Raw genomic sequence first — 17,908 nt, 5'->3', positions numbered from 1 at the left:
GTCCCGTCCCGTCCCGTCCCAGGAGGACCGATGCCGTCCCGCCCCGCCCGCACCACCGGCATCGTCCTCGCCGCCCTCGGACTCGTCGCCGTCGTCCTCGCGATCGTGCTGCTCGTCCGGCCCGCCGGCGGGGGAGCGTCCGGCGCAGCCACGGCGTCCGCGGGCCCGTCCTCGGCGCCGTCCGGGACCGCTCCGGCGACGTCCGCCGCTCCCGGCTCCGCGGAGGCGGCCGACGGCGCCGCCGCCTCCGCGCCGACGGCCTCCGCCGCATCGTCCGACACCGAGCCGGGCACCGCATCCGACGCTCCTCCCGTGATCGTCTCCTTCGCCTCCACCCCCGCCTCGGTCGACTGCGAGGGCGACCGCACCGCCTCCGTCCCGCTCGCCCTGTCGTGGGAGACGAGCGGAGGTGCCACCGCCCGCCTGGCCGTCGGTACCACCGACGCGAGCGCGGGCGAGCCCGTCGACCTCGCGGCGTCCGGCTACACCGCCGTCACCGCCGACTGCCGCGACTCCGAGACCCTGATCACCCTCGCCGTCCTCGCTCCCGACGGCACCACCGCCCAGCGCACCCTCGTCGTCCCCGCCTCCTGAGCCGCTCCGCCCGCGTGGAGGCGGTCACGGAGGCGTCGAGCGGCCCCGGCACGGCAGAATGGGACACGATGACCTCCACACCCCCTCCGCTCGGCCTGCTCCTCGACGTCGACGGGCCCATCGCGAGCCCCGTCACGCGCACGATCTCGATCCCCGAGATCGCCGACGACCTCGTCACCCTGGCCAACGCCGGCATCCCGATCGTGTTCAACACGGGCCGCTCCGACGCGTTCCTGCGCGAGCGGGTCCTGCCCGCGCTCCTCGAGCGCGGCGTCTCGGCCGAGGCCCGCATCGTCTGCGTCTGCGAGAAGGGCGCCGTCTGGTTCACCGTCGACTACCGCGGCACCTCGGAGCCGATCGTCGACGAGTCGCTCGCGATCCCCGAGCCGGTGGCCCGCGACCTCGAGCGGATGATCCGCTCCGACTACGACGACCTGGTCTTCTTCGACGAGACCAAGCGCGCCATGGTCTCGGCCGAGCAGCTGGTCGACCTGCCGAGCGAGGACTACCTCGAGCGCCAGCTCGTCTTCGACGCCGACGCCCTGCAGATCATGACCGCCGCGGGCCTGGGAGTCGAGCGCCGCGGCATCCGGTACCCGAACGAGGAGGGGACGGTCGACTTCCGCATCGACCCGACCGTCATCTCGACCGACATCGAGTCGAACCGGCTCGGCAAGGACCTCGGCGCCCAGCGCGCCGTGGAGCTGCTCGGAGCGACCGGCGCGATCCCGCAGCGCTGGCGCACGGTCGGCGACTCCCGGAGCGACTACGCGATGGCCGACTGGCTGTTCGAGCACGCCTACGACGTCGCCCACGTCGATGTGCGGCCCGCAGAGGGCGTGCCCGAGAAGCCCTACCCGGTCCTCGTCGTCGACGGAGCCGTGAACGACGCGGCCGGCGCCGCCGTGCTCCGCCGCTGGACGGAGCTCGTCGCCGACGAGACGACGCCCGAGGTCGGCGGCGCGATCTCGCTCCATGCCCGGAGCTGATCCGCAACCCTCGTCCCTCGTCGCTCAGGCCCGTTAGCGTTCGAGCATGAGAATCGCAGTCACCGGTGGATCCGGCAAGCTCGGCCGCCACGTCGTCACCCGCCTCCGCGCCTCCGGGCACGAGGTCTTCAACCTGGACCGTGCGGGGGACCGCGGCGCGGGCTTCGTCCGCATCGACATCGCCGACTACGGCCAGGTCGTGGACGCGCTGCAGTCGGTGAACGACCAGTACGAGGGCATCGACGCGCTCGTGCACCTCGCCGCGATCCCCGCGCCGGGCCTCGTGCCCGACGTCGCCACGTTCCACAACAACATGATCGCGACGTTCAACGCGTTCCACGGAGCGATCCGTGCCGGCATCCGCAACGTCGTCTACGCCTCCAGCGAGACCGTGCTGGGCCTGCCCTTCGACGTCCCGCCGCCCTACATCCCGGTCGACGAGCAGTACCCGGCGCGCCCGGAGTCGGTCTACTCGCTCACCAAGCACCTCGAGGAGCAGATGGCGATCGAGCTGTGCCGCTGGCACCCGGACCTGAAGATCACGGGCCTGCGCTTCTCGAACGTCATGGACGAGGCCGACTACGCCGAGTTCCCGTCGTTCGACTCCGACGCGCTGCTGCGCAAGTGGAACCTCTGGGGCTACATCGACGGACGCGACGGAGCGCAGGCGGTCGAGAAGGCGCTGCTCGCCGAGACGACCGGGTTCGACCGCTTCATCATCGCCGCGGCCGACACCGTGATGACGCGCCCCAACGCCGAGCTGGTGGCCGAGGTGTTCCCCGGCGTCGAGCTGCGCGGCGACCTCGGGACAACCGGCACCCTGCTCTCGATCGACCACGCCCGCGAGGTCCTCGGCTACGCCCCCGAGCACTCCTGGCGCGACTCGCAGCAGGGCTGACCCGCGGGCCCGGCGCATCGGGATCCGCGCTGTTCGTCGGTGGGGTGGATCCCGATACGCGGGCTGCGCCCGCTCCTCGATCAGCAGGGGTGCGGTCGGCCCGTGACCGTGCCGGTCGAGGAGCGGCAGCGCGGCGTCTCGAGACCCGCCCTGTTCGTGCGCGGCTCGGCTCGCCGCCCCACGCACGAGCGCGCCCGGTCCGCAGGATGACTGCAGGCCGGGCGCGCTCCATGGAGCCGAGGATCAGCTCGGGATGTAGTTGAAGGTGTCGGGGTCGGGGCCGGTGCGGTGGCCGCGGTCGAGCGCCGTGATGTCGGTCATCGCCTCGTCGTCGAGCTCGAAGTCGAAGAGGGCGAAGTTCTCCTCCACGCGCTTGCGGGTGACCGACTTCGGGAAGACGATGTCGCCGCGCTGGATGTGCCAGCGGAGCACGACCTGCGCCGGGCTGCGGTCGACGTTGCGCGCGATGCGGGTGATGGTGTCGTCGTCGAGGACGAGGCCCTGCGCGATCGGCGACCAGGCCTCGGTCGCGATGCCGTGCTCGGTGCCGTAGGCGCGGAGCTCCTGCTGCACGAGGTAGGGGTGCACCTCGATCTGGTTCACGGCCGGGACGATGGTCGCCTCGGCGCGGAGCCGGTTGAGGTGGTTGGTCTGGAAGTTGGAGACGCCGATCGCCTTCGCCTTGCCGCTGCGGTAGATCTCCTCCATCGCCTTCCAGGTCTCCAGGTAGTCGCCCACGTTCGGGAGCGGCCAGTGGATGAGGAAGAGGTCGACGTAGTCGAACTTCAGCTCGCCGAGGGTGACGTCGATCGCGGCGAGAGCGTCCTCGCGGGCGTGGAAGCCGTTGTTGAGCTTGCTGGTCACGAAGACCTCGGAGCGGTCGAGGCCGGAGGCGCGGACGGCCTCGCCGACGCCCGCCTCGTTGCCGTACATCTCGGCGGTGTCGATGTGGCGGTAGCCGACCTCGAGGGCCGCCAGGGTCGCGTCCTTGGTCTCGGCCGGGTCGATCTGGAACACGCCGAAGCCCAGCTGCGGGATCTCCACGCCGTTGTTCAGGGTGATCGTGGGGACCGTTGCGGTGTCGTCGCTCATGAGCGAGTACGTCCTTTCGTCGGGGCGAGGGCGCAGTGGAGCCGCGCCGTCGTGCCTCCAGTCCATCGCCTGCGGCTCCCAGCATCAACCCCTTGCGCGCTCGGCGGACATCCAGCTTCTCCGCGGAGGAGGAGTCGGATCCCCCGACCACAGGTGTGCCCTCCCGGGAACGCCGAAGGCCCCCGGCACGGATGCCGGGGGCCTTCGGGGAGCGCGACTTACGCGCGGGACTTGCGGCCGACGATCGCGCCGTAGATGAGGAGGACGACGATCGCACCGACGACGGAGACGATGATGCTCACGATGTTGATGCCGTTGACGGCGTCCTGGATGCCGAACAGCGTGCTGAGGAAGCCGCCGAGCAGCGCGCCCACGATGCCGAGGACGATCGTGATGATCCATCCGCCGCCCTGCTTGCCCGGGAGGATGAGCTTGGCGAGCGCCCCGGCGATGAGGCCGAGGATGATCCAGCTGATGATGCCCATGATGTTTCTCCTTCAGTTCGTGCTCGATCGGCCGTTCCGATGCGAGCGGAGACACCGGCGGGCCGGTGTCCGGTGAGTCGTGGAAGCGGGGGTCAGCGGAGGCGGCGCTGCACCTTGTCGCGGGCCTTGCTCGCGATGGCGGTGAGCTGCTTGGCCTCGCGCTTGGAGGTCTTCTTGAGCTTCTTGCGGGTCTTCTTCGTGGCCGGGTCGTTCCACACGCCGAGTGCGAGGTGGCGCAGCTCTTCGTAGCGGCCACGGCCGGCGCGGGAGCCGAACACGTAGGCGGTGAAGGCGACCAGTGCCAGCAGGACGAGGCGGGGATTCATGCGGTGACCCTTCCATCGGAGAGCACCGGGTCGTGCTCGACACCCATTTGACTCTCCTGCGCAATCCGTGACAAACCACGGCCCGACCATTGACAGGGACCCCTCGCATCGTGTTCCGCGTGCGCGTGTACCCGATTCAGCCGCAGGCCGGAGACGTCTCGGACGGGAAGCGAGCGTGGAGGTAGTGGCCGTAGCCGCCCTCGACCCGGTTGTCGCGGCGGCCGGAGGTGACCACCTCGCCGCGGTCCGTCGCTCCGACCCGGGCGCCGCTCGCGCGCAGCCGCTCGACGAGCAGGACGTCCTCGTGCAGCGGCTCCCGGCCGAAGCCGCCCGCCGCGAGGTATGCGCTCGCGCGGACGCCGAGGTTCGCGCCGTGGATGCTGCCGATCGACTCCTCCCGCGCGCGGACGTCTCGCCAGCGCGAGTAGGCACCGGGGGAGAGGTCGGCCGGGTCGGGCCGGACCGTGCCGAGCAGCGCGTCGTGCCGTCGGGAGTGCTCGACGTGGGCGGCCAGCCAGTCGCGGGGGACCACGGTGTCGGCGTCGGTGTTGGCGATCCACACCTGCTCGAGCGGAGCAGCGACGGAGGAGAGGGCGTGCGCGATCCCGGCGGAGCGGGCGGCGCCGACTCCGCAGCGGGCGAGCTCCAGCACCTCGGCGCCGGCGGCACGGGCCCGCTCGACGGTCGCGTCGGAGCAGCCGTCCGCGGCGACCACGAGGCGCATCCCGATTCCGGGCGCCCGATGGGCGAGGTGGGTCGCGCTCGCCCGGACGGAGGCGATCAGGCCGCCGATCCGCTCCTCCTCGTCGAGGGCCGGGACGACGACCAGCACCTGCGCGAGCCGGCTCACACCAGCCCCGTCCGGCGGGCGACCGAGCGGGAGTCGCGGGCGTGGACCTCGAGCAGGACGTCCTCCTCCTCGTGGCGGGCGAGGCGGTGCAGGCCCAGCTCCGCCACGGCGGACTGCACGGCGTCGCCGTCCAGAGCGAGCCCCTCGATCGGATGCCGCCAGTGCACGGTGACGAGCTCCCCCGCGGGGGCGAGGGCGTCGCGGATGGTGCGCAGCACGCCGGGGAGGGCGTCGCCGAGGTAGTAGCCGACCTCCGAGAGCACGACCAGGTCGAACGGACCCTCCGGCACGCCGCGGGTGATGTCGTGGTGCTCGACCCGCACGTGCTCGAGCGGAGCGAGGCGGCGGGCGGCGCGCTCGACGGCGGCGCTCGACACGTCGATCGCCAGCAGGCGGTCGGCCCGGTCGGCCAGCGCCTCGGCCAGCACGCCGATCGAGGCGCCGATCTCCAGCACGGAGCCGTAGCGCTGCTCCGGCAGGCTCGCGAGGGTCAGGGCGCGCTTGCGCTGCTCGTACCAGCGGCTCGTGTACCCCCACGGGTCCTCGTGGCGGGCGTACAGCTCGTCGAAGTAGCTCATGCGATCCTCACCAGCCGGTCGTCCCCGGTGAAGGTGCGCAGGAAGAGCGGATGGAGCACCGGACCGGTCCCGTCGGGCCCGGGGCGGGTCTGGCTGGGATAGCGGGAGCGGGCACGGCGGGTGCGCTCGAGCAGCTCGTCGTCGAGCGGCAGGCGCACGAGGTCGCCCCACGGCACCTCGGGGTCCTCCGGGACCGCCCAGTGCCACAGCCAGATCGGCGCGGCGAGCAGCGGCTGCCCGAGCCCGCGCGCGACCTCCGCGCAGATCTCGCCGACCACGCGGTGGTCCCGGTGCCCGTCCCCGGTCCAGGTGGAGAGGAGCAGGACGGTCCCGGGGGCGCCGGCCGCCCGCTCGCGCACCTCGCGTGCGATGCGCTCGTGGTGCTCCGGGGTCGCCGAGTCCGGCACGTCGAGGAAGGCGAGCCCGATGCCGGGGCCGAGCTCAACCAGGGCGTCCGAAGCCTCCCGCCGGCGCTCGGCAGCGAGGTCCGCGTCCCGCTCCCCGTGGGCCGCGGCTCCGTCGGTCACGACGACGACGTCGACCGCGATCCCGCGCCGACGCGCGAGCGCGATGGTGCCGCCGCAGCCGAGGGTCTCGTCGTCGGCGTGCGCCACGACCACCAGGACGCGCCGGATCCCGTCGGGCAGGGTCAGCTCCGGGAGGCGGTCGCGGCGGCCGTCCGCGGTCCAGCGCTCGAGAGGAGTGCCTTCGAGGCGCCCGTCGAAGGGCCGGCTCACCAGGAGGCCGCCTCGCCCGAGGCGAGCACGGCGCGGCCGAGAGCGGCGTCGTCGCGCTCGGCGTGGTGCTGGCGGACGTAGAGCGCGAGGTCGGCGACGCGCTTGGCGTGCTCGGCGTCGAGGGCGAGCGGAGCCGGGCCGAGCGCGCGGCCGGCGCGGAGCAGGATCTCCTCGACCGCTCCGGCGACGCTCGCCCGCACGCGCTGGGCGAGCAGTGAGCCGCGGGGGCCGTCGGCCTCGCCCGCGTCGACCGCCGCGGCGGCCTCGTCCAGCACCCGGCGCGACGCGGAGAGCGCCGTGTCGATCGCTCCGAGGTGGGCCAGGAGGTGCGGGTCCTCGCGTCGGGCTGCCGCCGCCGCGACGGCCGCCGCGACTCCGAGGGCTCCGCCGTGCCAGCAGGCGGCGACGCCGATGCCGCCCCAGGCGAAGCCGGGCCGCGAGAGGTACCAGCCGACGTCGCCTACGGGGACGGCGCGGGTGCCGGAGAAGCGGACCGGTCCGCTGGGCACCTCCGTCAGGCCCCGCGCGTGCCAGGCGTCCTGCTCCGGCGTCGCCGACCCGTCCCGCAGCGCCACGGCGAAGAGGCGGCGCTCGCCGGAGGCGTCCCCGACGTGGGCGGTGACGAGGGCGGCGTCGAGGCGGTCGGCCAGCGAGCACCAGGGCTTCACTCCGTCGAGCAGCCAGTCGCCGTCGCTCTCGCGCGCGACCAGAGGATCCCCGCCGCCCTCGGCCGCGAAGACCCCCCAGGCGGCGTCGGCGGCGACTCCGAGTCCGGACGGGTCGAGCTCCGCCTCGCCGAGGATCGCGAGAGCGTCGAGGTGCGGCTCCACCGCGCGCGCGACGCCGAGGTCGTGCCGAGCCAGGCGCTCGAGGAGACCGTGCAGCTCGGCGGTGCGACCGGTGCCGGGCCGGGGCGCGTCGGCGCTCAGACCGCGCGCGAAGCCGAGCGCGCCGTCGACGTCGTGGGGGAGGAGAGAGGAGGAGTGCTGGTCCATCGCCTCCGAAACTACGCAGTCGAGCGGGCGGCGTCCGGCGATTGTCCCCGAACGGACGGGGTGCTAGGCGTCAGATGTCGAGGTCGTTGATCCTGTGCAGGAGAGAGGCGAAGAGCTCGACGTCGGCGAGCGCCCAGCTGCGCAGCTCCTCGTGCATCAGCGCCTGGTTCGAGCTGCGGATCTCGCGCAGCCGCGCGGCGGTCGCCGGAGTCACCGAGAGGATCGTGGCGCGGCCGTCCTGCGGGTCGGGGGTGCGCTCGAGGAAGCCGAGGCGGTCGAGCGCCGTGATCTGGCGGCTGAGCGCCGACTTGTCCATCTCGAGGAGCTCGGCCAGCACGCCCGAGTGCACGGGTCCGCGGCGCTCGAGCGCCGAGATCGTCTTGTAGCCCAGCGGCGTCAGCTCCGGGTGGAGCCGCTCGGCGTAGGAGCGCATCGCCGCCCGCACGCGGTTGAAGAGGGTGCTGAGCTCGCCCTCCACCGAGGCGATCGCGGAGTCGACGTCGCGGGCGGAGTCGGGGGTCGGGCCGGTCATGCCTCCAGCATCCCGCGCGCGGGCCCTCCTCCTCGACTTGCGCCCGCGCGCCGCGATGACGTACGCTTCCCGAAGCCAAAGACCGCCGGTTTCCGGTGTGCGCACGAGCAGGGCCCCGGCCCCGCGGATCGCCACCGGACGAAGGATTCGCGAAGCGAATTGCCCGCGCAGGTGCACGAGTTCAGTTCCGCCTCACCGCGATCCCGAAGCTCCGCGCCCCTGTGCCGGAGCTTTTTTCTTTGCCTGCCTTCGGGCTACCGGCACGAGAATTCACAGGAGTAGCCATGGCGAACAAGGAAGCCTCGGTTGCCGAACTCACGGAGAAGTTCCAGAGCTCGACGGCCGTTCTGCTGACCGAGTACCGCGGTCTCACTGTTGCTCAGCTCAAGACGCTGCGCAAGGACATCAGTGAGCACGCAACCTACGCCGTGGTGAAGAACACGCTGACCAAGATCGCGGCGAACAACGCCGGTATCTCGTCCTTCGACGACGAGCTCGCTGGCCCCTCGGCCATCGCGTTCGTGCACGGCGACCCTGTCGCCGTCGCGAAGTCGCTGCGTGCCTTCGCCAAGGCAAACCCTCTCCTCGTGGTCAAGGGCGGTTACTTCGACGGTAACCCGCTGACCGCAGAAGAGGTGGGCAAGCTCGCCGACCTCGAGTCCCGCGAAGTTCTGCTCGGCAAGCTCGCCGGCGCCTTCAAGGCCTCGCTGTTCGGCGCCGCATATCTGTTCAACGCTCCGCTCTCGAAGGCCGTTCGCACGGTCGAGGCGCTGCGCGAGAAGCAGGAGTCCGCGAGCTGACGTCTTCCCCTTCCGGGAAGCAGTGCGCGCGCGGTTCGTAGACAAAGAAAAACAAGGAGAAAAATCATGGCAAAGCTCACGCAGGACGAGCTCATCGAGGCCTTCAAGGAGCTCACGCTCATCGAGCTCTCGGAGTTCGTCAAGAAGTTCGAAGAGGTCTTCGAGGTCACCGCTGCGGCGCCCGTCGCCGCCGCCGGTGTGGCCGGCCCGGCCGCCCCCGCCGAAGAGGTTGAGGAGCAGACCGAGTTCGACGTCGTGCTCGAGGCCGCCGGCGAGAAGAAGATCCAGGTCATCAAGGAGGTGCGCGCCCTCACCAGCCTCGGCCTCGGTGAGGCGAAGGCGCTCGTCGACGGTGCCCCCAAGGCGGTCCTCGAGGCCGTCAACAAGGAGCAGGCCGAGAAGGCCAAGGCTCAGCTCGAGGGCGCCGGCGCGACCGTCACCGTCAAGTAATCCCCTTCACCCGTCGCGGGTGCCGGCTCCGGTCGGTCGCTCGTCAGGGTGACGCAGGCACGCCTGCAGACGCAGGGCGTCGTCTTCTCGGAGGCGGCGCCCTTCGTCGTTCCCGGCCGTTGGAGGCGCGCGCCCCTAGGATTGGAGCGTGACTGCTCACGATCTGCTCGCCGGGCTCCCCGCCCGCGACGTCCCGCCCAGCGAGGTCTCGCTCAGCGAGCTCCTGAGCGACTTCGTCTCGGTGACGCACCGGATCACCCGCCTCGCCGCCCAGGCGACCGGCAACCAGGAGTCGCAGGCCGTCTGGCGCACGCTCTCGGTGCTCCTCTCGATGGGCCCGATGCGCCTGGGGGAGCTCGCCTCCCAGAGCCGCGTCTCGCAGCCCACGATGACCAAGATCGTGAAGAACCTCGTCGAGACCGGCTGGCTCGACCGGATCGCCGATCCCCTCGACGCGCGCGCCTGGCAGATCCGCCTGGCTCCCGCCGGCGCGGACGCGCTGAACGCCTGGCGGACCGACCTCGGCGACGCGCTGACGCCGATCTTCGCCGATCTCACCCCCGAGGACCGCCGCGTCCTCGAGCGCGCCGTCGAGATCATGCACGAGCGCCTCGTCGTCGGCCCGCGGGACTGACCCCTCCCGCGCGGTTCCGCCGCGCGGCACACTGGTCGCGTGCAGATGCGACTCGAGCTCGTCCCCCTCCCCGTCGGCGACGTCGACCGCGCGGTCGCCTTCTACACGGAGGTGATGGGCTTCCACCTCGACCACGACGTGCGGCCCTCCGCCGCGATGCGCGTGGTCCAGCTCACCCCGCCCGGCTCGGCCTGCTCGATCGTGGTCGGCAGCGGGATGGGCCCCGGTCCGGAGGAGGGCGTCGTCCGCTCCCTCCACCTCGTCGTCGACGACATCGCCGCCGCTCGCGCGGAGCTCGTCGGCCGCTCGCTCGAGATCAGCGAGGTCCAGGACCTGGGCGGCGTGCAGTACGCGTACTTCGCCGATCCGGACGGCAACACCTGGGCGCTCCAGGAGATCGGGAGCAGGACGCCCCCGGAGTGAGTCAGTCCTCGGGCCAGCGGACCCGGGCGTCGACGTCCGGGTGCTTGCGCAGCCAGGCCGCGACGAAGGGGCAGCGCGGGACGACCGTGCCGCCCGCCTCCGTGATCGCGGTGACCGCGGCCCGCGCGAGGATGCTCCCGAGGCCGTGGCCCTCCCACGCGTCGTCGACGACGGTGTGGGTGAGCGTCACCTCGTCGCCCTGGCGGGTGTACGCGGCGAAGCCGGCCGTAGTGCCGCCGACCTCGATCACGAAGCGGGACCGCTCGGGGACGTCGCGGACAGTGGGGGTGTCGGAGTCGCTCATGCTCCGATTCTCGCTCCCCGCGGCGCCGAGGTGCTGGTGCGGATCACCAGCGAGGCGGGGATCAGCGTGTGGCGGGCCGGGGGAGGGGGCTCGCCGCGACCGAGGGCGGCCAGCGCGTCCAGCACCAGCGCGACCGCGAGCTCGCCCTGCTGGCGCGGGTCCTGGCGGATCGAGCTGAGACCGAAGAGCTCGGCGAGGGGGTGGTCGTCGATCCCGATGACGGAGACGTCCTCGGGCACCGAGAGGCCGAGCTCGCGCGCCGCGAGGATGATCCCGATCGCGATCTCGTCGGAGGCGGCGAAGATCGCCGTCGGCCGGGTGCGCGGGTCGCCGAGGACCTGCCGTCCGGCGCTGTGCCCGCCGGGGATGTCGAAGGTGGTGGGCACGATGTCCTGCGCGCCCGGCTCGAGGCCGGCGGCCGCGAGCGCCTGGCGGAAGCCGTCGCGGCGCTGCGTATGGACGTGGAAGTCCATCTCCTCCTCCGCGAGCCCGCCGATGTGGACGACCCGCTCGTGGCCGAGGGAGAGCAGGTGCTCCGTGGCGAGGCGGGAGGCGGCGACGTCGTCGATGCTGAAGGTGGGGATGCCGGGGAGCTCGCCGCCGATGCCGACGATGGGCTTGCCCAGGGCGAGGAGCGCCTCCGTCTCGTGCGGCGAGATCTCGAGCGTGACGGCGACGATCGCGTCGACGCGCTTGCGGACGAGGTAGTACTCGAACACGCTCCGGCGGGCGTCGAGGTGCTTGTCGATGTTGTAGAGGAGCAGGTCGTAGCCGGCGGCGAGCAGGGCGCGCTCGATGCCCTCGATGATCCCGGCGAAGAACCACTGGTTGATGATCGGGATGATCACGGCGATGTTGTTGCTGCGGCCGGTGACGAGGCTGGAGGCGTTGGCGGAGACGACGTAGCCCAGGCTCGTCGCGGCGCGCTCGACGCGCTGCTTCGTCCCCGCGGAGACGTAGCCCCGGCCGCTGAGCGCGCGCGAGACCGTCGCCTTCGACACTCCTGCGAGCTCGGCCACCTCTTCGATGCCTGGCACGGCGTTCCTCCCGACCGTCCGGCCTCGATGCTGGAAACGGTTCCAGGAAGTTATACCCCGCCCGGCGGCCGGGCGTCGCGCCGAGATCGATCTCCGCTCGGCCCCGGCCCGGCGATCGCTGTTCTGACGCCGAATCGTTATCTCAGAGAGCGCTCTATCATCGGCGTTGTGCTTTCATCGTTCTTGTGGAAAGGTTTCCCTCCGTGGGAGCCCACCCACACGAATCCGGTGATCCGCTCGGAGTTCCTCCTGGCATCGCCATCACCAGCATCCGAGTCGTCGCGGCACACGCTTCGAGCCGCCACAGCCTCCCGATCCCGATCGGCCAGGAGCGGCCTGCTCGGCTGGTTCCACCACTCAATGAGGAGGAAGAATGCGGTCATCCCTGCACCGCCGTATCACCGTCCCGGTCGCCGTTCTGGCAGCGGCCGGCATCGCACTCGCGGGCTGCTCCAGCAGCAGTGACCCCAACGACCCGAACGCCGGCGGCGGCAGCTCGGCCGGCACGGTCGGCACCGCCGACGGCGTCGTCAACGTCTACGGCACCATCAACGGCGACGAGGCCACCCTTCTCGAGCAGTCCTGGGCGGACTGGGAGAAGGAGAGCGGCATCGAGATCAAGTACACGGGCGACAAGGAGTTCGAGAAGCAGATCGGCATCAAGGTCCAGGGTGGCGACACCCCCGACCTCGCGATCTTCCCGCAGCCGGGTCTGCTCGCCGACACCGTCGCCTCCGGCAAGGTGCAGGAGCTCCCCGAGGGCGCCCTCGCCAACGTCAAACAGAACTGGTCCGAGGACTGGCAGAAGTACGGCCAGGTCGACGGCACCCAGTACGGCGCGCCGCTGATGGCGTCCGTCAAGGGCTACATCTGGTACTCCCCGGCCAAGTTCAAGGAGTGGGGCGTCTCCGTTCCCACGACGTGGGACGAGATGGAGGCGCTCGGCAAGACGATCGCCGAGAAGACCGGCGGACCGTCCTGGTGCGCGGGCTTCAACTCCGGTGAGGCCTCCGGCTGGCCCGGAACCGACTGGATCGAGGACGCCGTCCTCCGCGAGGCCGGCCCCGACGTCTACGACTCCTGGGTCGCGGGCGACACCCCCTTCACCGACCCGGCCATCAAGTCCGCGTTCGACTCCGTCGGATCGATCCTCCTCGACCCGACCCTCGTCAACGCCGGCTACGGCGACGTGAAGTCGATCAACTCCACCGCCTTCGGCGACGTCGCCCAGAACATGGCGAACGGCACCTGCGCGCTGACCCACCAGGCCTCGTTCTTCGAGGGCTTCCTGACCTCGGCCGGCGCCAACGTGGCCGAGGACGGCGACGTGTGGGCCTTCCTCACCCCGCCGGTCAAGGCCGACGACGCCCAGGCCGTCACCGGTGGTGGCGAGATGGTCGCCGCGTTCTCGAACGACGAGGACACCGCGAAGGTCCAGGAGTACCTGGCCAGCGCCGACTGGGCCAACAGCCGCGTCTCCCTCGGCGGCGTCATCTCCGCGAACACCGGTCTCGACCCGGCCAACGCGGGCAGCGACGTCCTGAAGGACTCCATCGCGATCCTCCAGAACCCGGACACCACGTTCCGCTTCGATGCGTCCGACCTCATGCCGAAGGCAGTGGGCTCGGACAGCTTCTTCAAGGGCATGGTCGACTGGATCGACGGCACGAGCACCGACCAGGCGCTCGAGGAGATCCAGGCCGGCTACACCTCCTAGCAGCGGAGCAGAGCCGCCGCTCCCGAGTGGCGGCTCAGCTGTGACGGCCCGGCCCCCGAATCCACGGATCCCGGGGCCGGGCCCCTCCTGAGTCCAGAGTCGCACTCGAAAGGGCGTCCATGTCCCCCATCACCATCTCGGGGTTCTTCCAATGGCTGGCGGGAATCCCGCCGCTCGCGCAGATCCCGCTCATCCTCCTGGCCTTCGCGGCCGTGGTGGCGCTCATCCTCTTCTTCGTCGAGATCGCGCCCCGCCGCGGCACCGGCTACACGGTCCTCCGGCTCGCGGTGACGGTCGTCCTGCCGGTCGTCCTCCTGCTGGTCTTCGGCCTCTACAACTCCGTCCTCTGGGTCGCGGTGGTGGCCGCCGTCATCGGCGGCGCGCTGTTCCTGCTCGACTTCCGATCCCGCAAAGGCGCGGGCTACGGACTCCAGCTCATCGCGTTCATGGCACCGGCCGCCTTCTTCATCCTCATCGGCCTGATCTACCCGACGATCACGACGGCCATCAACGCGTTCATGAAGAACGACGGCTCCGGATTCGCCGGCATCGACAACTTCGTCTGGGTCTTCACCAGCCCCGACGGCATCACCGCCTTCCTCAACACGGTGGTCTGGGTGCTCCTGGCCCCGATCACGGCGACCGCGATCGGTCTCGCCTACGCGGTCTTCATCGACAAGAGCCGCGGCGAGAAGTTCTTCAAGCTGCTGGTCTTCATGCCGATGGCGATCTCGTTCGTCGGCGCGTCGATCATCTTCAAGTTCTTCTACGACGTGCGCCAGGGCGAGCAGATCGGCCTCCTCAACGGCATCCTCACCGCCTTCGGCGCCCCGCCGGTCGACTGGCTGGGACTCGAGCCGTGGAACACGCTGTTCCTCGTCGTCGTCCTCATCTGGACCCAGGCCGGATTCGCCATGACGGTGCTCTCCGCCGCCATCAAGGGCGTCCCCTCCGAGCAGCTCGAAGCGGCCTCGCTCGACGGAACCAGCGCGTGGCAGTCCTTCTGGAACGTCACCGTCCCCGGCATCCGCTCCTCGATCGTGGTCGTCCTCACGACGATCTCGATCGCGTCGCTGAAGGTCTTCGACATCGTCTCGGCGATGACCGGTGGCCGCTCCGACACCACGGTCCTCGCGTTCGAGATGGTCCGCCAGTTCCAGCTCGGCGCCCGCAGCGGCTACAGCGCGGCCCTCGCGGTCATCCTGTTCCTGCTCGTGCTCCCGATCGTCGTCTACAACGCCCGCCAGCTCGCCAAGCAGAGGGAGATCCGATGAGCGTCACGCCCACTCCGATCCAGGTTCCGGTCGACCGCAGCACCGAGCGCGCGCTCGCCCGCGGCGAGTCCAGGATCGAGGCGGCCAGCGGCAAGGTCAAGAAGGCGACGACATCGCGCGGCGCCACTCTCGCCGCGCTGATCATCGCCGTCATCTGGACCGTCCCCACCCTCGGCCTGTTCATCTCGTCGTTCCGCCCCGCGAACGACATCAAGACGACCGGCTGGTGGACGATCTTCGCCAACCCCGGCTTCACCCTCGACAACTACGCGAACGCGCTCAACTCGGGCGACAGCCTGACCCTGGGCAAGGCGTTCGTGAACTCGCTGGTCATCACGCTGCCGGCGGCGCTGATCCCGATCACGATCGCCAGCCTCGCCGCCTACGCGTTCGCCTGGATCGACTTCAAGGGCCGCAACACGCTCTTCGTCCTCGTGTTCTCGCTCCAGATCGTTCCCATTCAGATGGCGCTCGTGCCGCTGCTGCAGCTGTTTTCGGACGGCCTGCGCATCGGAGGGCTCTACATCCTCCCCGGCCTCGGGGTGAACGGGTTGGACGGCTCCTACGCGAAGGTGTGGATCGCGCACACGATCTTCGCGCTCCCGCTCGCGATCTTCATGCTCCACAACTTCATCTCCGAGATCCCCGGCGAGGTCATCGAAGCGGCACGAGTGGACGGCGCCGGACACGGCCAGATCTTCTTCCGCATCGTGCTCCCGCTCTCGGTCCCCGCCATCGCCTCCTTCGGCATCTTCCAGTTCCTCTGGGTCTGGAACGACCTGCTGGTCGCGACGGTCTTCACCTCCGGACAAGGGCTGCCGATCACGAAGGCGCTGCAGGACCTCACCGGCTCCTACGGCCAATCGTGGGAGCTGCTCACGGCCGGCGCGTTCATCTCGATCATCGTGCCGCTCATCGTGTTCTTCTCCCTCCAGAGGTTCTTCGTCCGCGGCCTCCTCGCCGGCGCCACCAAGGGCTGACGACCCGCGGACCGCATGGTGGTCGAGTAGCGGTGGAGCGGGGTGTCGAGACCGGGCACCGGAGAGGTACCCGGCACGGGCATCGGGTGCGGGACGGCGCGTCGGCGCGGCGCGGGCTTGCACGACTTCGCCGTGGGCGGAAGGGCGGGGGTCCGGGGACGGGCGGGGCTAGGGTCGAGCCGTGAGCAGGATGGGTGACGTCGCGGCAGGCGGCGGGATGCGCGGAGGGGCGCGCGGCGGGAGGATCTCGAGCAGCGATCCGGACAGCCAGCGGGAGATCAACGCGGCGGCTCCGAAGGTCGACGACCTGCTCCGGCGCATCGCGGGACTCTTCCGCGACCACCGCCCCAAGCTCACGCTCACCGTGATCCTCGTGCTCGTCGGCGCCGCCCTCACGGTGGTGCCCCCGCTCCTCACTCAGCTGGCCTTCGACCGTGGGCTCTTCCCGCCAGGCGGACGCCCGAACCTCCCGGTGCTGCTCGAGCTGGTCGGCGTCATGGTGCTGGTCTGGGCGTTCTCGGCGATCCTCGGCGTCTGGCAGACCTACCTCACCGCGACCGTCGGCAACACGGTCATGGGGGAGCTGCGCATCCGCCTCTTCCGCCACCTGCAGGCGATGGAGCTCGGCTTCTTCACCCGCACCCGCACCGGCGTCATCCAGTCGCGCCTCGCCAACGACGTGGGCGGCGTGGCCAACGTGCTCACGAACACCGTCTCGAGCGTCCTCGGCAACACCGTCACCGTGATCGCGGCCGTCGTCGCGATGCTCCTGCTCTCGTGGCAGATGACGATCGTCGCCCTCGTCCTCACTCCGGTGCTCGTCGTGGCCCAGCGCCGCGTCGGCCAGGTGAGGGCGCGCATCGCGACGAAGACGCAGGAGTCGCTGTCCGAGATGACCGCGATCACCCAGGAGACCCTGAGCGTATCGGGCATCCTCCTGGCCAAGAGCTTCGGCCGCCAGGAGTCGGAGGTGACGCGCTACGCCGACGAGAACGGCCGGCAGATCGAGCTCCAGGTGCGGCAGCAGATGTCCGGCCAGTGGTTCTTCGCGATGGTGCAGATCTTCCTCTCGGTCATCCCCGTGATCGTGTATCTCGTGGCCGCCTGGCTGATCCTCGGCGGCACCACCGTCACCGCCGGAACCGTCGTGGCCTTCACCACCGTGCAGGCGCGCCTGATGTGGCCGCTCCTGGGCCTGATGCGCGTCGCGCTCGACCTGCAGACGGCCGGAGCGCTGTTCGCCCGCATCTTCGAGTACCTGGACCTGCGTCCGGCGATCACGGACAGGGCAGATGCACGCGAGGTCTCGGGCGAGCTCGGCCGGGTCGAGCTCGACGACGTCGTGTTCCGCTACCCCGACCAGGCGGAGGACGCGCGCCCGACGCTCGACCACGTCTCGGTCGCCATAGAGCCGGGCCAGTTCGTCGCCTTCGTCGGTCCCTCCGGCGCGGGCAAGACCACCATCTCGTACCTCGTCCCGCGCCTCTACGACGTGGCCGGGGGAGCGGTGCGCTTCGCCGGCACCGACGTGCGCGAGCTGCGGCAGGAGTCGCTCGTCTCGCACATCGGCATCGTCAGCCAGGAGACCTACCTCTTCCACGCGACGATCGGCGACAACCTCCGCTACGCCCGCCCGGACGCGACGCAGGAGGAGCTGGAGGCGGCCGCCCGCGCCGCGAACATCCACGCGACGATCACGTCGTTCCCCGACGGCTACGACACGCTGGTCGGCGAGCGCGGCTACCGGCTCTCCGGAGGCGAGAAGCAGCGGCTCGCGATCGCGCGCGTCCTGTTGAAGGACCCGGCGGTCCTCATCCTCGACGAGGCGACCAGCGCCCTCGACACCGTCTCGGAGCGGATCGTCCAGACCGCGCTCGACGACGCCGCCCGCGGTCGCACCACCATCGCGATCGCTCACCGGCTCTCGACCATCGTGTCGGCCGACGTCATCCACGTCGTCGAGGGCGGCCGGATCGTCGAATCGGGCACCCACCGCGAGCTGCTCGGCCTCGGCGGCCTCTACGCCTCGCTCTACGCGCAGCAGACGGAGTCGGCCCTCCAGGGCTGAGCCGCGGATCGGCGGCCGGACTCCGCGGGGCTACTCGCAGCCGACGCCGTCTGAGTCGCCGGGCCCCGTGCACGACGTCGGCGGAGAGCACGTGCCCCTCCCGGTGGGGGAGGCGCACCAGTCTCAGCCGATGTCGTGCGCGCCG

21 protein-coding genes are annotated in these 17,908 nt (G+C 71.0%); 11 read left to right on the top strand and 10 right to left on the bottom strand.

Annotated elements, in window-relative coordinates; translation table 11 throughout:
* The first annotated feature begins 30 nt into the window (after window positions 1-30).
* The 3 genes from C5C56_RS13480 (at window position 31) to C5C56_RS13470 (ending at window position 2,481) form a co-directional block, all read left to right on the top strand.
* A complete protein-coding gene (locus C5C56_RS13480; RefSeq protein ID WP_104319772.1) occupies window positions 31-594 on the top strand; it encodes a hypothetical protein in 564 nt (187 codons plus the stop codon).
* 68 nt (window positions 595-662) lie between these two features.
* Window positions 663-1,583 carry a hypothetical protein gene (locus C5C56_RS13475; RefSeq protein WP_104234599.1) on the top strand — a complete coding sequence of 307 codons (921 nt, stop codon included), beginning with the start codon at window positions 663-665 and terminating at the stop codon, window positions 1,581-1,583.
* Window positions 1,584-1,629: 46 nt separating this feature from the next.
* Window positions 1,630-2,481 (top strand): NAD(P)-dependent oxidoreductase, encoded by an 852-nt coding sequence (locus tag C5C56_RS13470; RefSeq protein ID WP_104227477.1) that lies wholly within the window; start codon window positions 1,630-1,632, stop codon window positions 2,479-2,481.
* Between the two features lie 243 nt (window positions 2,482-2,724).
* Here C5C56_RS13470 and C5C56_RS13465 read toward each other — a convergent pair whose 3' ends face one another.
* The 8 genes from C5C56_RS13465 to C5C56_RS13430 form a co-directional block, all read right to left on the bottom strand.
* Window positions 2,725-3,573, bottom strand: coding sequence for an aldo/keto reductase (locus tag C5C56_RS13465; protein WP_104224329.1), 849 nt, complete (start codon window positions 3,571-3,573; stop codon window positions 2,725-2,727).
* Between the two features lie 218 nt (window positions 3,574-3,791).
* On the bottom strand, window positions 3,792-4,058 hold the full coding sequence (locus C5C56_RS13460; protein ID WP_104224330.1) for a GlsB/YeaQ/YmgE family stress response membrane protein: 267 nt from the start codon (window positions 4,056-4,058) through the stop codon (window positions 3,792-3,794).
* Between the two features lie 92 nt (window positions 4,059-4,150).
* A complete protein-coding gene (locus C5C56_RS13455; RefSeq protein ID WP_104227476.1) occupies window positions 4,151-4,384 on the bottom strand; it encodes a hypothetical protein in 234 nt (77 codons plus the stop codon).
* Window positions 4,385-4,520: 136 nt separating this feature from the next.
* Complete coding sequence (locus C5C56_RS13450) at window positions 4,521-5,234, bottom strand: glycosyltransferase family 2 protein (RefSeq protein WP_104234597.1); 714 nt, start codon at window positions 5,232-5,234, stop codon at window positions 4,521-4,523.
* The gene (locus C5C56_RS13445) at window positions 5,231-5,812 is read right to left on the bottom strand and encodes a class I SAM-dependent methyltransferase (RefSeq protein WP_104234596.1); all 582 of its coding nucleotides are present in this window, start codon (window positions 5,810-5,812) and stop codon (window positions 5,231-5,233) included. The genes C5C56_RS13450 and C5C56_RS13445 overlap by 4 nt, the downstream gene beginning before the upstream one ends.
* Window positions 5,809-6,549 (bottom strand): PIG-L deacetylase family protein, encoded by a 741-nt coding sequence (locus C5C56_RS13440; protein WP_181137607.1) that lies wholly within the window; start codon window positions 6,547-6,549, stop codon window positions 5,809-5,811. Before C5C56_RS13440 ends, C5C56_RS13445 begins: the two co-directional genes overlap by 4 nt.
* A complete protein-coding gene (locus C5C56_RS13435; RefSeq protein ID WP_104319771.1) occupies window positions 6,546-7,544 on the bottom strand; it encodes an acyl-CoA/acyl-ACP dehydrogenase in 999 nt (332 codons plus the stop codon). Before C5C56_RS13435 ends, C5C56_RS13440 begins: the two co-directional genes overlap by 4 nt.
* A gap of 70 nt (window positions 7,545-7,614) precedes the next feature.
* Entirely contained in the window at window positions 7,615-8,076 is a 462-nt protein-coding gene (locus C5C56_RS13430) for a MarR family winged helix-turn-helix transcriptional regulator (RefSeq protein ID WP_104224334.1), read from the bottom strand.
* A 284-nt stretch (window positions 8,077-8,360) separates the two neighbouring features.
* On the opposite strand from C5C56_RS13430, the gene rplJ reads away from it, so the two are divergent.
* The 4 genes from rplJ to C5C56_RS13410 all read left to right on the top strand — a co-directional run bounded on the left by rplJ (window position 8,361) and on the right by C5C56_RS13410 (window position 10,383).
* A complete protein-coding gene (gene rplJ, locus C5C56_RS13425; protein ID WP_055791018.1) occupies window positions 8,361-8,876 on the top strand; it encodes a 50S ribosomal protein L10 in 516 nt (171 codons plus the stop codon).
* 66 nt (window positions 8,877-8,942) lie between these two features.
* Entirely contained in the window at window positions 8,943-9,326 is a 384-nt protein-coding gene (rplL, locus tag C5C56_RS13420; protein ID WP_104319770.1) for a 50S ribosomal protein L7/L12, read from the top strand.
* A gap of 148 nt (window positions 9,327-9,474) precedes the next feature.
* Entirely contained in the window at window positions 9,475-9,960 is a 486-nt protein-coding gene (locus tag C5C56_RS13415; protein WP_244229591.1) for a MarR family winged helix-turn-helix transcriptional regulator, read from the top strand.
* 39 nt (window positions 9,961-9,999) lie between these two features.
* Entirely contained in the window at window positions 10,000-10,383 is a 384-nt protein-coding gene (locus C5C56_RS13410; RefSeq protein WP_181027271.1) for a VOC family protein, read from the top strand.
* 1 nt (window position 10,384) lies between these two features.
* Here C5C56_RS13410 and C5C56_RS13405 read toward each other — a convergent pair whose 3' ends face one another.
* Together C5C56_RS13405 and C5C56_RS13400 are read right to left on the bottom strand one after the other, a co-directional pair.
* Window positions 10,385-10,687 (bottom strand): GNAT family N-acetyltransferase, encoded by a 303-nt coding sequence (locus C5C56_RS13405; protein WP_104319769.1) that lies wholly within the window; start codon window positions 10,685-10,687, stop codon window positions 10,385-10,387.
* Window positions 10,684-11,724, bottom strand: coding sequence for a LacI family DNA-binding transcriptional regulator (locus C5C56_RS13400; RefSeq protein WP_104224337.1), 1,041 nt, complete (start codon window positions 11,722-11,724; stop codon window positions 10,684-10,686). The genes C5C56_RS13405 and C5C56_RS13400 overlap by 4 nt, the downstream gene beginning before the upstream one ends.
* 373 nt (window positions 11,725-12,097) lie before the next feature.
* Here C5C56_RS13400 and C5C56_RS13395 point away from each other — a divergent pair, with 373 nt between their 5' ends.
* From C5C56_RS13395 to C5C56_RS13380, 4 genes are all read left to right on the top strand, one after another.
* A complete protein-coding gene (locus tag C5C56_RS13395) occupies window positions 12,098-13,441 on the top strand; it encodes an ABC transporter substrate-binding protein (RefSeq protein WP_104227181.1) in 1,344 nt (447 codons plus the stop codon).
* A gap of 119 nt (window positions 13,442-13,560) precedes the next feature.
* The gene (locus C5C56_RS13390) at window positions 13,561-14,715 is read left to right on the top strand and encodes a carbohydrate ABC transporter permease (RefSeq protein ID WP_181027270.1); all 1,155 of its coding nucleotides are present in this window, start codon (window positions 13,561-13,563) and stop codon (window positions 14,713-14,715) included.
* The gene (locus tag C5C56_RS13385) at window positions 14,712-15,695 is read left to right on the top strand and encodes a carbohydrate ABC transporter permease (RefSeq protein WP_104224339.1); all 984 of its coding nucleotides are present in this window, start codon (window positions 14,712-14,714) and stop codon (window positions 15,693-15,695) included. The genes C5C56_RS13390 and C5C56_RS13385 overlap by 4 nt, the downstream gene beginning before the upstream one ends.
* 190 nt (window positions 15,696-15,885) lie before the next feature.
* Window positions 15,886-17,763 (top strand): ABC transporter ATP-binding protein, encoded by a 1,878-nt coding sequence (locus C5C56_RS13380; RefSeq protein WP_104247708.1) that lies wholly within the window; start codon window positions 15,886-15,888, stop codon window positions 17,761-17,763.
* The last annotated feature ends 145 nt before the right edge of the window (window positions 17,764-17,908 follow it).

This window comes from Rathayibacter sp. AY1D1 (assembly GCF_002932635.1).
Lineage (GTDB): Bacteria > Actinomycetota > Actinomycetes > Actinomycetales > Microbacteriaceae > Rathayibacter.
The sequence above is the reverse complement of the archived record's forward strand: the minus strand, read 5'-3'. Positions and strand labels throughout refer to the sequence as shown.